Annotated in this window: 12 protein-coding genes; 2 read left to right on the forward strand and 10 right to left on the reverse strand. The window is 40.0% G+C overall.

Translation table 11 applies throughout. The features are described from left to right. Positions 1-52: 52 nt before the first annotated feature. Positions 53-754: a tetratricopeptide repeat protein gene (locus IPJ09_05265; GenBank protein ID MBK7370839.1), complete on the forward strand. Its 702-nt coding sequence runs from the start codon at positions 53-55 to the stop codon at positions 752-754. Between the two features lie 47 nt (positions 755-801). Here IPJ09_05265 and IPJ09_05270 read toward each other — a convergent pair whose 3' ends face one another. Next, positions 802-1,749, reverse strand: a complete 948-nt coding sequence (locus IPJ09_05270) for a hypothetical protein (GenBank protein MBK7370840.1) — start codon at positions 1,747-1,749, stop codon at positions 802-804. 239 nt (positions 1,750-1,988) lie between these two features. On the opposite strand from IPJ09_05270, the gene IPJ09_05275 reads away from it, so the two are divergent. Continuing rightward, positions 1,989-5,252, forward strand: coding sequence for a carboxypeptidase regulatory-like domain-containing protein (locus IPJ09_05275; GenBank protein MBK7370841.1), 3,264 nt, complete (start codon positions 1,989-1,991; stop codon positions 5,250-5,252). A gap of 1,199 nt (positions 5,253-6,451) precedes the next feature. Here IPJ09_05275 and IPJ09_05280 read toward each other — a convergent pair. From IPJ09_05280 to IPJ09_05320, 9 genes are all read right to left on the reverse strand, one after another. Then, positions 6,452-7,375 (reverse strand): DUF4340 domain-containing protein, encoded by a 924-nt coding sequence (locus IPJ09_05280; protein MBK7370842.1) that lies wholly within the window; start codon positions 7,373-7,375, stop codon positions 6,452-6,454. A 33-nt stretch (positions 7,376-7,408) separates the two neighbouring features. Beyond that, positions 7,409-8,896, reverse strand: a complete 1,488-nt coding sequence (locus IPJ09_05285) for a GldG family protein (GenBank protein MBK7370843.1) — start codon at positions 8,894-8,896, stop codon at positions 7,409-7,411. A gap of 27 nt (positions 8,897-8,923) precedes the next feature. Continuing rightward, positions 8,924-9,637, reverse strand: a complete 714-nt coding sequence (locus IPJ09_05290; GenBank protein ID MBK7370844.1) for an ABC transporter permease subunit — start codon at positions 9,635-9,637, stop codon at positions 8,924-8,926. A gap of 43 nt (positions 9,638-9,680) precedes the next feature. Beyond that, on the reverse strand, positions 9,681-10,604 hold the full coding sequence (locus tag IPJ09_05295) for an ATP-binding cassette domain-containing protein (protein MBK7370845.1): 924 nt from the start codon (positions 10,602-10,604) through the stop codon (positions 9,681-9,683). 180 nt (positions 10,605-10,784) lie between these two features. After that, positions 10,785-11,171 carry a hypothetical protein gene (locus IPJ09_05300; GenBank protein MBK7370846.1) on the reverse strand — a complete coding sequence of 129 codons (387 nt, stop codon included), beginning with the start codon at positions 11,169-11,171 and terminating at the stop codon, positions 10,785-10,787. A gap of 61 nt (positions 11,172-11,232) precedes the next feature. Then, complete coding sequence (locus IPJ09_05305) at positions 11,233-11,694, reverse strand: GNAT family N-acetyltransferase (GenBank protein ID MBK7370847.1); 462 nt, start codon at positions 11,692-11,694, stop codon at positions 11,233-11,235. A gap of 74 nt (positions 11,695-11,768) precedes the next feature. Next, a complete protein-coding gene (locus IPJ09_05310) occupies positions 11,769-12,887 on the reverse strand; it encodes a serine hydrolase (protein ID MBK7370848.1) in 1,119 nt (372 codons plus the stop codon). Positions 12,888-13,037: 150 nt separating this feature from the next. Continuing rightward, on the reverse strand, positions 13,038-13,337 hold the full coding sequence (locus IPJ09_05315) for an RNA-binding protein (GenBank protein MBK7370849.1): 300 nt from the start codon (positions 13,335-13,337) through the stop codon (positions 13,038-13,040). 690 nt (positions 13,338-14,027) lie between these two features. After that, the gene (locus IPJ09_05320) at positions 14,028-14,384 is read right to left on the reverse strand and encodes a hypothetical protein (GenBank protein MBK7370850.1); all 357 of its coding nucleotides are present in this window, start codon (positions 14,382-14,384) and stop codon (positions 14,028-14,030) included. Between the last annotated feature and the right edge of the window lie 587 nt (positions 14,385-14,971).

A 14,971-nucleotide genomic window follows, 5' to 3' on the forward strand; every position in this document is an offset into this window, starting at 1 on the left:
TGCGAGGTAGATTAAAATATTTATCTTTGCGCAAATTTTTTTAAGACCCAGCATGGCAAAAGTTAATACGAATAAGAATAAACCGGATGAAAAGTTATTGGATCTGGTAGAAGTTCAACAAAAAACCAAAAGTTTCTTTGAACACAATCAAAAGCTTATTTCCATTGCTGGAGGAGGCTTGATATTGCTCGTTGGCGGATTACTTGCATATTTTTTACTGTATCAACAGCCCCGACAAAAAAGAGCGATAGAGCAAATGATGCTGGCTGAGCAACAATTTGAAAAAGACTCGTTTAGACTCGCCTTGACTAATCCCGGCGGTGGATATTCAGGATTTCTCGATATCATAGAGACTTACAGTGGCACCAAATCAGCCAATCTGGCCAAATATTATGCGGGTATCTGCTATTTGCACCTGGGTCAGCATGATGCAGCTATTGAATTTCTTAATGATTACAATGCCAAAGATGAACCTACCAATATCACTCGCTTAGGAACCATTGGAGATGCTTACTCTGAGAAAAAAGATTTCTCTAATGCAATTTCATTTTATAAGAAAGCCATAGCAGCTGGCAACAATGAATTGCTCACACCATATTATATAAAGAAATTAGGCATGCTCTATTTGTATCAAAAGGATATGCCCGGAGGATTGGCAGAGTTTAAAAAATTGAAAAGTGATTTTCCATTATCACCGGAGTCTACTGATGTGGATAAATATATATCTCAGGCAGGAGGTGGTATAGAGGATTGATTATCTACTCTCCTTATATCATATCCAGATTAGACTGCAGTCCTGGGTTAAACAGTATTGGACAGGATAAACTCCTTTTTACGTTGCTCCAGCGTACTAATAGTTTGAGCTACTTTAGGATTTTCACCTTCTAAAGTTTTGATCATTCTTACTACTTTATCCCTGATATTTAAGGTGTTATTAAGCGCATTGTAAATTTTTTGTTGAATAATCCAATCTGTAATCAGATTATCAAAAAAGACATCGATAAATCGGTTAAAGGAATCGATATGTAGTTGAAAATCTTCTGGAATCTGCTTGTACACATCTAATAATTCTTTCTCAAATACTTTAAGTTGTCGATTCGACTCATAAGCCCAGTCCTTGGCCTTATCAATCGCTGAATATTTAAGGTGGTTGCTCATCGGATTACGACCACTTACATCCCATTGCCCCCAGTTATGTGCTTGTTGCAATCCTGCTATGACGGCATCAATGCACTCTAATGCCTTTAATCCGGCTTTGATTGCTTCTGATATATCTATTTTCAACCTTTCCTGCTGATCGATTTGGAGGTAGATTTTTTTGATTTCCAGCGCAGCGGCACCCGGCATATTGATCAATTCTTTCTCTTGTCTCACACTTAAATCATTGAGCTTCTGCTCTATTGTCGCTAGATTTCCTGATTTTTTTTTCAATATATTATACTCAAATTCGAGGAGCTCTAAATTTTTCCGAACCTGATCGTATTTAAGGGATGCCTGTAGGTATTCTTGTCTTTCTTTTTCTAACTGCTCCTCCTGGCTACCTAAAACCTTGTAAAAAAGTGCTTTCATCCCTAATTTTTCGAGGTTTTCAATATCCTCAAACTCTTTACGCATTTGTTGTTCCAGCGTTTGGACTTCACGGTTCACATTTTCGATTTCAGGCACGATTTCAGCCAGCCTGGCTTCTGATTTTTTGAGGGATTGATGCTCTTCCAGCAGCTTTTTTATTTCTTCACCTATTTGGCTCATTTCCAATAACTAAGTTTGATAATATGCAATAGATCACAAAAATGCACTTTTTAACGTATAAAGAACTGAAAATGAGGGTATATTTTTAATCATCATATTGTAATAATTAATATATAAAGTTTTATCATAAATTAATTTTTTCTTAATATGTGTGTCGTATTTTTGCGCCGAAATCAAATTTTACCTGAGAAATGAAGGAATTTTACACGCTCTCTACATCGGTAACCAAAATCATACTTATGATTCTTTTTGCCGGTATCAGTACTTTGTCATTTGGACAAGGTGTTACCTCTGCGAATATAGCAGGATTGATCACAGACAAAAGCGGTGAGCCCTTGATTGGAGCTACTGTCATCGCTATACACGAACCCTCTGGCTCGCAGTATGGTACAGCTACCCGGGAGGATGGTAGATTTAACATACCCAATGTACGTATTGGTGGACCTTACTCTATCACCGTATCTTATGTAGGTTATAACACTTATCAAGAAAAAAACATTGAATTGTCACTAGGCCAAACGCTGCAGTTCAGGGCTAAATTGGGTGAAGAATCCTCTTTGATCGAAGAGGTTACCGTCGTAAGTGACAAAGGATCTATTCTGAGTTCTGAAAGAACCGGTGCTGGTGCCACTATCAAAAAAGAAATGCTTGAAGCTATGCCGACTATCAGCCGGGGTTTGAATGACTTCTTACGATTTGTGCCCCAGTCCAGATCATCGTCCGTTGCATCTACCGCTGGCTCAGGAGTATCATTTGCAGGCCAGGACAGCAGATTTAACAATCTCACCATCGACGGAACTATTTTTAATAATAGTTTTGGTCTGGCCAGTGCACCAGGTGGACAAACTAATTCAACCCCGATATCACTGGATGCTATTGAAGAGATCCAGGTGAGTTTAGCACCTTATGATGTCAGACAAGGTGGATTTACCGGCGCTGGTATTAACGCCGTGACACGCTCAGGTACTAACAAGACCCAGGGTTCTGTATTTTTTAGTGGCCGCAACCAGGATTATGTTGGCTCCAATGCGGCAGGAACGGATGTTGTCACAGCCAATTTTAATGTAAAACAAGCTGGAGGCCGCCTGGGTGGTGCCATCATCAAAAATAAATTGTTCTATTTCGTTAACTACGAGCAGGAATTGCGCTCGGATCCTTCTAGCTCTTATTTGGCTAATCGGGGCACTTCCGGCAATAACGTAACTCGTGTATTGGCATCAGATCTTGATGCCTTATCAGCCTTTCTTAAAACCAAATTTAACTACAACACTGGGGCATACGAAGGATTTCCTTTAGCAACTGAGAGCCGTAAAGGGCTAGCTAAAATAGATTACAATATCAATCAGAAAAATCGCCTGAGTGTGAGATTTAATTATCTCAAATCATTTAGGGATGTGACTATGAGTAATAGTGGTGTGGTCAGCGGAAACAGAAGCAATAATTTGTTTGCCATGAATTTTCAAAATGCCAACTATATTATCAACAATGACCTATACTCTGGCATCGTCGAGTTAAATACAATCCTGGGGAGTAAAATGTCCAATAACCTACAGTTTGGTTATACCGCCAACAGAGATTACAGAAGTAGTGGAGGCGGTGTATTCCCATTGGTTGATATTCTAAAGGATGGTACAACGTACACCTCCTTTGGATATGAACCATTTACAGCCAACAATATTTTAAATACAGATACCTGGCAGTTTAAAGATGATGTGACCTTCTACGCTGGCCGGCATACGATTACAGCAGGTGTAAATGTTGAAACTTTCAAATTTGACAACACCTTTACACCTACATATTATGGTCAGTATGTCTACAATTCATTAGAAGATTTTTATGCTGCAGCCAATGGTGATGCCAGTATCACAGCCAGAAGGTATGCTTTGACTTACTCAGCTCTGCCAGGTCACGCCTTGCCAACTGCAACTACGAGAGCATCTCAACCTGGTATCTATATTCAAGATGAGCTTAATATGATGCAGGATAAGTTCAAACTAACCTATGGACTTAGGCTCGATATGCCAATATTTGGAAAAACAGCACGCAATAATCCAGAGGTAGAAGGATTTACTTTCCAAGATGCAGAAAACAAACCTTTAAAACTCAGCACCTCTAAACTGCCTGGTGCGAAAATCCTTTTTTCACCCCGAGTTGGATTTAACTGGGATGTCAAAGGTGATCGTTCTTTACAAATTCGTGGAGGTACCGGTATATTCTCCGGAAGACCTGCTTTTGTATGGATCTCCAACCAGGTAGGTAATAATGGTATTTTGACAGGTTCATTTACTTTCAATGATACCAAAAACTATCCGTTTTCAGATAATGTAGAAAAATATATTCCTGAAAACGCTACCACTCCCGCTTCTTACAATATTGCTGTCACGGATCCAAACTTTAAGTTTCCACAATTATTGAGAACCAATATCGGCGTTGACTTCAAAATGCCTTTTGGTATGGTCGGAACACTGGAGGGAATATTCAGTAAAAACTTAAATCAAATCTATTATATCAATGCTAATCAGGAAAAAGCTACCGGATCTTATAGTGGAGCCGATAACAGACCTACTTTTCCAGGTTTAGGTTTAACCAGTACTGCACAGAACAATGCTTTAAGAATAGTCGATAAAATCACCGATGCTATTTTACTGACCAATACAAATAAAGGTTACACTTATTCTTTGACTGCACAAGTTCAAAAGCAGTTTGCTAAGAATTTCTTTTTGAATGCTGCCTACAATTTTGGCGAAGCTAAAGATTTGATGACTGCCGGCTCTATTGCGTTCTCTTCCTGGAGAGACAACCCCAGCCTGTTGGGTAACAATCTTCAGCAATTAGCATTTAGTGACAATGACCAAAGACATCGTATCATCGCTGGTATGTATTATAAAATTCCCTGGAGTAAATTTGCTTCAACAGCCTTTAACCTGGGACTACAGTCAGGTAATATCGGACGCGCCACCTATATAGTCAATGGAGATCTAAATGGTGATGCACAAACTTCTAATGACCTGATGTATATCCCTACCTCCTCCAGCGAAATTCAATTTGAACAATACACTGTTGGATCAGGTGCCAGTGCCCGTACAGTGACTGTGGATGCTCAAAAAGCTGCCTTTGATAAGTTTATTGCCAGCTCTCCCTACCTTTCTGACAATAAAGGAAGTTATGCTACCCGTAATGGATATCTTCTTCCCTGGTTGACCACGGTGGATGCCAGTATCACACAAGATATCTCTGTAAAAGTAGCTGGTCAACGAAATACACTTCAATTCAGATTGGACATGGTCAACCTCACTAATTTTATTAATAGCGATTGGGGCGTTGCTACCGTGACGACTACTCGTAATCCACTTCAGTTTAGAAGTAGAAATGCTACAACTAATCAACCAGTGTACAGATTTACAGAGATCAGTAACGCATTGCCAACTAATGCTACTCAAACCGGTAGTTCTTTATCCGATGTATGGCAAATCCAGCTAGGAGTTAGGTATATATTCAACTAATTTTTACCTTTGCAACATATTTATTGAACCTAGAGTCAATAAAAAACGAAAGGTCGTGTCGGGGGGCACGGCCTTTTTTTTATGTGCCACTTGAAAAGAGGCTCCAAAAAAAGGCCGTGCACCCCGATCCCGATAAACCCTCCTAAACCATCAAGTTCATCTCCACTCTTTTTGGTTTCATCGGGACCGGGGGGCTCCACTTGATTGAAAAGAGGCTCCAAAAAAAGGCCGTGCACCCCGATCCCGATAAACCCTCCTAAACCATCAAGTTCATCTCCACTCTTTTTGGTTTCATCGGGACCGGGGGGGCTCCACTTGATTGAAAAGAGGCTCCAAAAAAAGGCCGTGCACCCCGATCCCGATAAACCTTCCTTAATCATCAACTTATTCTCTACTCTTTTTGGTTTCATCGGGACCGGGGGGCTCCAACGATTTGAAAAGAGGCTCAAAAAAAAGGCCGTGTACCCCGATCCCGATAAACCCTCCTAAACCATCAACTTCTTCTCCACTCTTTTTGGTTTCATCGGGACCGGGGGCTCCACTTGATTGAAAAGAGGCTCAAAAAAAAGGCCGTGTACCCCGATCCCGATAAACCTTCCTTAATCATCAACTTATTCTCTACTCTTTTTGGTTTCATCGGGACCGGGGGGCTCCAACGATTTGAAAAGAGGCTCAAAAAAAAGGCCGTGTACCCCGATCCCGATAAACCTTCCTTAATCATCAACTTATTCTCTACTCTTTTTGGTTTCATCGGGACCGGGGGGCTTTGATTATATAGTTGATATTGGCTAATGTCTGTTACAAAACCTATATGGTTATCAGCACACAAGGGCTATTCGGCAAACCAGGGAGGTTGGAACTATTTAGAATTATCTGATTTTAGATTGGGATATTCATTTGAAATAAAACCTACATGGTTCCACCAATGGGTTATTAGGCATATAGCAAGATTGATGTTGGCTGGCGGAACAAAGCCTACATGGATATCAACTCACAGGGGCTATTCGGCAAACCATGCTGGTTAGTATTGGTTAGAATTATTTGATTTTAGAATTGGAATATTGATTGTTGAAAAAAACTAACATAGTTAACCCCTCAAAGGATTACTCTGCAAAGCTTGCAAGTTTGAGCTCCGCAAACGGCACAGGTTAATTAATTTTTATTGGATATAATAAAAAAGCAAGTGGAAGGCCAAATCCTTATTTTTTCTCCAATAACTTATTCAATCCCTCAATTAAAGTTCGATACACTCCAGATGAATCTTCAGCAAAGTAAACCTCAGGATTGAGAGAACTGTGTACCATAAATGGCCTGGTAGAATCTCCAGAGGAATAGATATTAATATCGATCGGGTTAATATCGGTCACTATTTTCGCAGAATGAATAGCAGCACCAGCTACGAAATCATCATTGAAATCTGTACCACGCATGTGTTGTATACTGTTCAAAAAATTAGGCACTGCCATGGTATCGGATATTTGAGCTCCATTGGCAGTCCAATGCATACCTGATTTGGTAAGGTTGATAGCAGTGCCTCCACTTTGGATGCTCACCTGGGTACATTGATCAGGCCTAAACGCACTGATGGTTTTATCTCTAAACGAGCTGAAAGAGGGATTAAATGTCATGCTGTGAAATCCTTCTACTGCATATACCGCATTGTCTCCAGCGTCCCTAAGGTATGAAGTCATATTTTTGGCTTGGGGGTTGAACCCAAACTTGCCACTATAAAAATCGGCTAATTTGGTCGCACCTGCATAAGCCTCTATCCTGGATCCTGCACTGTCTGAGATCTCGTATTCCTGCCACCTGGCTTTGGATTGAGTGGCAATTGATTTCACTTTGATAGATACCAGTTCTTTGAGTATGGAGGATACTGAACCAGGTTCTGTTTTGGCTCTTTTCTGTCCTTTCTCTGCTATCCACTCCCCATTCTCCTTAGAAAGTATGATCTCTGCATGATTTTCTGATTGAGGATGAAGGACCAACCTGGTCACTTTGGAAGTATCCACATTGACCAATTCAGATTTAAAAGACCGATCTTTTCTGCTATTGAACAACTGTGTCAAACCTAAGATGGCGATCAATCCCAGAAATACGTACAATAGTTTTTTATTATTCATATCGAAAACACAATTAAATGGTGATCACTCATTTTAAACATAACGCTCTTGCATCCTGCGAATTCTGGCTGATTTAGTCTGTTGTGACCTGATAAAACCATACAGCAGCACCAACAAAACCGGAAGAATAAAATTGGCATATTTGATCAAGCTGCGCTGGGACTCGTCAATTTCCTTGATGGGATGGGTGGTGGCACCTTTGGTCCTGAGCTCCATCAGACCTGATTCATCGCTCATCCAGTCGACGCTATTGACCAGTAGATTGATATTGTCCGGTGACATTCCTCTACCCTCTTGTCCATTGACTGCAAAGTCACCATCACCATACACGATCATCTTCCATGCCGGAGATCCTATCTTTTCTACGATCCCACCCATCGAAATATTATTTTTGGGGAAATCGGTCTGAGTCCACTGCTTTTGAATATCAAACATGGTTGGTACCGGGACAGTATTAGACTTTTCAGAAGAATTGACCAGGGAGATATATCTCAGCGAACTGTCTCTCACCGTGACACTGCTGACAAATGGAAATATCACTTGTTCTAACCCTTTGGTCACCGGATTGGTACTAAAATTAGCAGCCATAGGGAGATAAGGAAATTTGACAGGAGTCATCATGGTAAAAAAACCTTGCTGTTGCTGCACGTTGACCTGACCACACCTGGAGTCTATCACCAAATCGTTATTTATATGAATGCCTTTAGTGGCTAACCACTCCGGAAATCCTGTAAATACCACCTGACCCATGGCATTCTGCAGGTCTCCATCTACCGCATTGACTGCTGCTACCATATTCCCTCCCCTCTCTAAAAATTGATCGAGATTTTGAAAGGCGATGGGTTGGATCGTATCCTTAGGTCTTACGAATAAGATCGTTTTAAATTTAGGATCAATTGGATTATTTAGGTCTACAGGTTCTACAATATACAGTGCTTGTAGCGCCTGGTTGACTTGAGCCAATTCCTGCATGCTGGCAGCCCCATATCCTTGGACCAGGCCGATCGCCTGTTTGTTGAGATTAGAGATTTTTTTGATGGCGGTGGTGAGATCGTATTCCATTGAAGCTCCGGGCTGGACAAAAGGTAATACTTCTGTTCGGTCACCCATTTTTAATACAGCGCCGAGATATGCTTTTTGTTGTTTTGATTGATCTTTCTCTCTTACATCGATCATGATAGGTCGAATGCCGGCTTGCATCGCTTCCTGTTCTATGGTTTCACTTTCGTTGGGATTGATGAACTCGTAATTAATGTTGCCGCCACTTCGATTGCTGTACTCGACCAAAAGGTCTTTGAAATCTGTACGCACTTTGGTGATATTGGCTGGCAGATCCTTTGAAAAATACGCGCTGATGGTGATAGGATCTTCCAATCCTCTTAAGATGTTTTTTGTAGACTTGCTCAAGGTAAATTCTCCGCTCTTAGTCAAATCAAGTCTTATAAAATACCTTCTCGATAACAGATTGACGATGAGCAAGATCCCGGAAATCAACAATATGGTAGTTAGATTTTTTTTCATGATCACGATTATACTTTTATAAAATGATTATCGCTTTGAAATAAAATATTCAGCCAGAAATAGTCCAATCGCCGTCAATGACCCAAAGTAGATCAAATCTTTGGTGTCGACTACCCCTCTCGAGATAGAATCGTAATGATTAGTCAGGCTTAAAGTTTGAAACAAATCACTCATCCAGCCAGAGGTGCCGGCTGCAATAAAGTCAAACAATAGATGAAAAAATATCCCAATCAATAAAGCCAGCAAAAAAGCCACTATCTGATTATTGGTGATGCTGCTTGCAAAAAGTCCGATAGCAATGTAGGCAGCAGACATCAATAACAAACCAACATAACCAGTGATCGTAGCCCCATGATCCATCTTGCCCAACCACGCCACACTCATATAATAAGGCAAGGTGAACAGTAAAGCCACGCTGACCAACATCAGGCAGCCCATAAACTTACCCAGGATCACCTCTCTGTCCGTGACATCTTTGGTGAGGAGCATCTCAATGGTCCCCGTTTTCTTTTCTTCAGCCACCATTTTCATCGTCAACGCAGGAATAAAGAAAAACAGCGTCCATCGAGCCACAGAGAAAAACACTTCAAGGTCCGCTTCGCGGCGCATAAAAATATCACTGCCCTGGATCCAGGTAAAAAAACCACTAAAGCCCAGAAATGCCGCCAACAAGATATAGGCCACCAGGGAGTCAAAAAAGGATCCAAATTCCTTACGGGCTATTACAAATACTTTAGACATATGATTGATTGAAGATTTTAGAATAAATGAATGCAGCTATCACTTAATTCATGGTAAGATCTCTGAATATATCCTCTAACTTCGTTTCAAAAGGTATCATCTCTGTGATCACCCATTTATGTTGCACACTTAAATTGAACAGGTCTCTATTAGAAGGTATATTGGGTTTGCTGATCACTTCAAATCGGTGTCTGCCGGCATCGAGGATATCGACGCTTTCTACAGAAGCCAGCGATCGTATCCGGTTGCGAACCTCTTCGACAGGTCCATCTTCGATGCGTACATGATAGATATCCTGACCCTGAGCTTGTTGCCTGAGCGTGGTGGCAGTACCATCCGCTACAATCTTGCCTTTATTGATGATCAAAATCCGATCACAGGTAGCTTCTACTTCCGGCAGAATATGAGTACTGAACAACACTGTTTTTTGACGGCCAAGATTTTTGATCAATTCTCTGATTTCGATGATTTGGTTAGGATCCAAACCTGTGGTAGGCTCGTCCAGGATCAAGATAGCCGGATCATGAATCATGGCCTGAGCCAGACCTACCCGTTGTTTATACCCCTTTGAAAGCTCGGAGATGAGTTTGTGTTTTTCTATATCCAGGCCACAAACTTTGATCATTTCACGTACTCGTTCTTTGGTCCTATCCTTGGAGAGACCTTGAAGCGCCGCTACATATTCCAGATAGTCTATGATCGGCATCTCGTGATAGAGTGGATTACTTTCAGGCAAATACCCGATTTCACTTTTAAGGCTGTGATCTTTTAAAGACTTGCCTCCGATGAGTATATCTCCCTGCTCAATATCCAGATACTGGGCGATCATTTTCATGGTGGTCGTCTTGCCGGCACCATTGGGACCCAGAAATCCCAAAATTTCTCCTGGTTTTACATCAAAACTGATATTGTCTACCGCTTTTTGCGGTCCATAAACCTTGGTCAGGTTGCGGACTTTGATATCCATTTTATTATACTTGTTTTAGAAAACACAGTGTAAAAGTATCAAAATCCAGATGGGAATGATTTAAAGAATAAATATAAATTTTTGTTAAAATCATTGAGAAGAGCAGGGAGTTCTAAAAAAAACCTGCCGAGGAGTACTGGGCAGGTTTCAAAAAACTAATATATAGGCTTAATCACATCACTAATTATTTGGAGCACCAGCATCAATCCAGCAGATGATGGTGTTTTTTTGAGCTGTGGTTAGTTTCCCTTCCTTAGGCATAAGACCACTACTTACAGCGGATTTGATATTTACTTTAGCAGCATTGATTTGATCATAAGTCAGCAAAGCTCCAGGTCCATTGCCACTTCCACTGGCGTGACAGGTGGACCCAGTACATGAGGCTGTGATGATTGGTTTGACATCTGCGGCGAAAGCTTTGGCTACTGGCCCACAATCTACAGTGGTATTTCCTCCGCCAGAATTCCCCCCATTATTTCCTCCGGAATCCCCATTGTCCTCGTCTTTACTACAAGCATTTAGTAACATCAAGATGGTAAAAGAAAAGGCAAAAGTTATTTTTTTCATGTTTGACATTTAATAATCCAAACGAGGTTATTTAAATGCCGGTTGCCTTCAGAGGGTATATCTATATAGTCAGTCTCATTTCGACCAACCTTTTTTGAAAGCCTGCTTTCTGATATGCCCGGATCGCTGATTTGTTTTCTTCATATACTTCTAACCAAAGCTGCGATATAGATCTATCAGCACTCCACAGTTTTAGGGCGTCCAGGATATGATTGATTATATTGTTGCCTCTATAAGCAGGTAATACGTACATGAACCCAAGATAGGCATATCGGTCTCCTAGATAATAAGGCTTTTGTACCCTGATGTCCGCATAGCCTGATGCGATTAATTCACCCTGGTACTCAGCCACCATCACCACAGAATCCTGACCTTGAATCAAAGCTGCAAGATCATAATACTGGATCGATCCAGGCCTGATTTGATCGTCATAAGGTCGTTCTGCATGGATCACCCCTTGTTCGAATTTTAACAAACCAGGAAGGTCATCCAAATGAGCTTCACGTATAATTAAATCATCCATGACTAAATATAGAATAAAGTACCAAATATTACATACATGATGTAATCATACAATCTAAGCTTTCACTGCATATTTTAATAGATTGATTTATGGACTGCATCCACTATATAATGCATGATACTAGTCTCCTGTTTGGTAGCATCAGACTGATCGAGATCGTATGCCGCGCTACTCGCTATGACCAGGTACTCAGATGGGACACAATAGATAAATTGCCCCCCATATCCCCAAAGCAGATATCCGGTATGATGAATGGATGTGGTAGTCCAGATTGAATAGCCGAACCCAAGTTGAAGCGGGCCTAAAAGTTGTGGCTTGGTCAAAATATTTTTGACACAACGATCAATATAAGTGGCGGGTACGACTTGAATGATGCCATTGTGTCCTTGTTGTATCAATAAGTATCCAATTTTGGCCATATCGCGGGTAGCCAACTGTAGTCCAAATGCCCCAAACTGGTAACCCTCATGATCTTGTAGCCACGACGAATGCTCAATGCCCAGGTAATCAAATAATTGTGTTTGAGCATAAGAATCCAGCGTAGCCCCGGCTGCCTTGGAGATGATGGCTCCAAGCAGATGGCTGGACGGAGAACAATAATTAAAATAGGTACCCGGAGGATGATCTAAATCATGGCCCAGGATATCAATAAATTGATTTGGAGCATCGATCCAACGTGTAAAATCCGATTCGTCCCAATGAAAGCCTCCTGTCATAGTGAGAAGGTGCTTGAGTCTGATACTTTGGAAAAAAGTGTCTTTAGCTTGTACCTGGACCGGAGATAGGTCCGGAAATATGGGTTGGTCGACAGACTCTAATTGTTTTTGTTCAATAGCAATACCTGCAAGTAAAGAGACTATAGTTTTTGTGCAGGACCGGATATGCCTTAAATCCTCAGCAGTGCCCTGGTAATATTTTTCGCCTATAAGTTTACCATTCTTGACAATTACAATAGATTGCAAACCTTGGACTTTTGCACCTCTCTCCATTACTTCCGTCACGGCATCATCTACCAAGTGCTGACTCGCCGGAGACGAAACCTCCCAAGGACGATGCAAATCGATCAACCCCGGGTCTTCCCACGCACGCGGGACTACCTCAACCTGTTTGGAGCAAGCGGATAATACCAAAGTTAAAAACCACAGGCCATATATCACTCCGTGCATACGATCAAAGACAATGTTTGACCCCAAAAGTTGCTTGGAGCCACCAAATCGGTGCTATTTCATCTAACTATATCCCTAAAACGACAAAAGACAGCATCGCTGCTGTCTTTTATATCTTACTCAGTTTATCTTAAATAAAATGGGTGATTGATTCCTAAAAAAGGATGAGCACGAGGCTTACCACTTTTTCTTAAAAGAGCTATTGCCCCCACCGAAACTACTTGTTCCTAGTTGAGATTTGTCTTTGGCTACAGAAACAGAGATGGTACGGCCATCGATGTCTTTGTTGTTAAGTCCACGAATCGCTGATTTACCAGCTTCTTCGTCAGACATTTCTACGAATGCAAAACCACGTGATCTACCGGTCTCCCGATCCATAATCACTTTGGCAGATACTACTTCACCATACTCGGTGAAAAAGGTACTCAGATCGGCATCAGTAACACCGAATCCAAGATTTGAAACATAAATTTTCATGCTTGAAAAAAAAATAAAAGATTAAAAAATAACGTGAATAAAGGGTAGAAAGTAGTCTGCTGTGAAAAATAAAACTCTTGTTGGGGAGGAAAACTAATCGAAGGAGAAATGCTTAATAATCTAAAATCACGTGACAAAGATACAGCTTATTAGACAAGGTGTCAGTTTTTATTGTGAATGGGGTGTTATTGGTCTTTGCCCTGTTACTACAAATGAATAACCATCTCTCAGCAAAAATGTGCCACAGTTGACAAATGTGACCAGCACCTATTTGCCAGGAAATGGATTCAGATTAATACAAAAATGTTATATAAAAAACAGAAAATCAATTAGATGTAAAATTTAAGCTTGGATATAACCAAAAGCTAAATTCACTCAAAGCTAAACAGATTCAACACAAGTAGAATGGCGAAAAATAAAATTAGTTCGATGAACGAAGCACTTTGAAGCTACTGTTTTGAAAAGGTGAAATCGTTATAGGCATGGCGCTTGAATAAGGATTATTCAATAAAGAGAAATCAATAACTTTTGAATTAGGGTCAATATCAAATTTTGAGATAGGCATTCCTTCTATATTCAAAATACTATTTGAAGTCAATTTTGATAGATTTGAGTTAGGGATTTATGAATAGATCCCACTGGTTTTGAGTGATTAAATTTTTATCATTTGAAATAAAACTTGAAAAATCCTCAATTAGATTGTGGAACAATTGAAAAACCACCTAAAGGAATGACCTCGGGAGGAATGTTTTGATCGAAAATATTAGCTGTTGTTATATTTTTTTTAGGAGCACTCATTAATGAAGTAACTATGAGACTTTCAGAATAAGGTTGAATATTATAAGTGGTGTAATTTTGTTGATTAGTAATATTTAATTGGTCGAAATTTTCTGCAAGGTTAAAATGGACTATAATTTTCCCATTTTCAATACTATTCACCTTACCATCATTATACAATTTAAACCCGATCAGCTTGCCTCCAATTTCATCAACATTAGAAGAATACGTTTGAATTTCATCTTGAATAATCTCAAATGCTTCGTCCATTGTCTTAAGATTGAAATTCATTTTGGTACTAAAGTCACTTCGATTTGTTAGATAATTTTCCGAATCAGTCAGGTAACAATTGAGTTTGTTTATCAAAATACTGCGAAAAAAAAAAAGATTGCCATTTTCACTCCTTACCAGCTAAGAATACATTTCCCTTTATTAATATAAGACTCACTTCCTTTCAATGAAAGCAACCGTCCATAAAAGCTGTCTAAAACATTGTTTTGCATTCTTTAGTAATGGTAAATCCATTCAACAAATCCTGAATATATTTTTTCCAATAGTTAAATTACTTGAGAATGCAAATATTATTCCTCATGATTAAAAATCTTGGTATTCCCATCAGTATACGATTTTGATTCTCCAAAATTATTTTTCTCAGTTTTAGTGATTCTCGAGTCGCTAACGCAGATTACTCCATCTTTACACTTTGCAAAATAAGTAAAGGTTCCATGAGCAAAAATTAGTGATTCTTGATCCTGTGTGAAGGAAGTTAAACTCCACAGGAAAAAGTACAAAAGGGTTAATAATTTCATAATGAAAAATCGAAATTAAAATATAAAAAAACCTGGATGTTGTTCAAG

The organism is Saprospiraceae bacterium, from assembly GCA_016709995.1.
GTDB lineage: Bacteria > Bacteroidota > Bacteroidia > Chitinophagales > Saprospiraceae > JADJLQ01.

What these genes read in the sequence shown, in the direction of transcription:
- IPJ09_05265 (MBK7370839.1), top strand. Translation starts at nt 53, where the DNA reads ATGGCAAAAGTTAATACGAATAAGAATAAACCGGATGAAAAGTTATTG.
- IPJ09_05270 (MBK7370840.1), bottom strand. Translation starts at nt 1,749, where the DNA reads ATGAGCCAAATAGGTGAAGAAATAAAAAAGCTGCTGGAAGAGCATCAA.
- IPJ09_05275 (MBK7370841.1), top strand. Translation starts at nt 1,989, where the DNA reads ATGATTCTTTTTGCCGGTATCAGTACTTTGTCATTTGGACAAGGTGTT.
- IPJ09_05280 (MBK7370842.1), bottom strand. Translation starts at nt 7,375, where the DNA reads ATGAATAATAAAAAACTATTGTACGTATTTCTGGGATTGATCGCCATC.
- IPJ09_05285 (MBK7370843.1), bottom strand. Translation starts at nt 8,896, where the DNA reads ATGAAAAAAAATCTAACTACCATATTGTTGATTTCCGGGATCTTGCTC.
- IPJ09_05290 (MBK7370844.1), bottom strand. Translation starts at nt 9,637, where the DNA reads ATGTCTAAAGTATTTGTAATAGCCCGTAAGGAATTTGGATCCTTTTTT.
- IPJ09_05295 (MBK7370845.1), bottom strand. Translation starts at nt 10,604, where the DNA reads ATGGATATCAAAGTCCGCAACCTGACCAAGGTTTATGGACCGCAAAAA.
- IPJ09_05300 (MBK7370846.1), bottom strand. Translation starts at nt 11,171, where the DNA reads ATGAAAAAAATAACTTTTGCCTTTTCTTTTACCATCTTGATGTTACTA.
- IPJ09_05305 (MBK7370847.1), bottom strand. Translation starts at nt 11,694, where the DNA reads ATGGATGATTTAATTATACGTGAAGCTCATTTGGATGACCTTCCTGGT.
- IPJ09_05315 (MBK7370849.1), bottom strand. Translation starts at nt 13,337, where the DNA reads ATGAAAATTTATGTTTCAAATCTTGGATTCGGTGTTACTGATGCCGAT.
- IPJ09_05320 (MBK7370850.1), bottom strand. Translation starts at nt 14,384, where the DNA reads ATGGACGAAGCATTTGAGATTATTCAAGATGAAATTCAAACGTATTCT.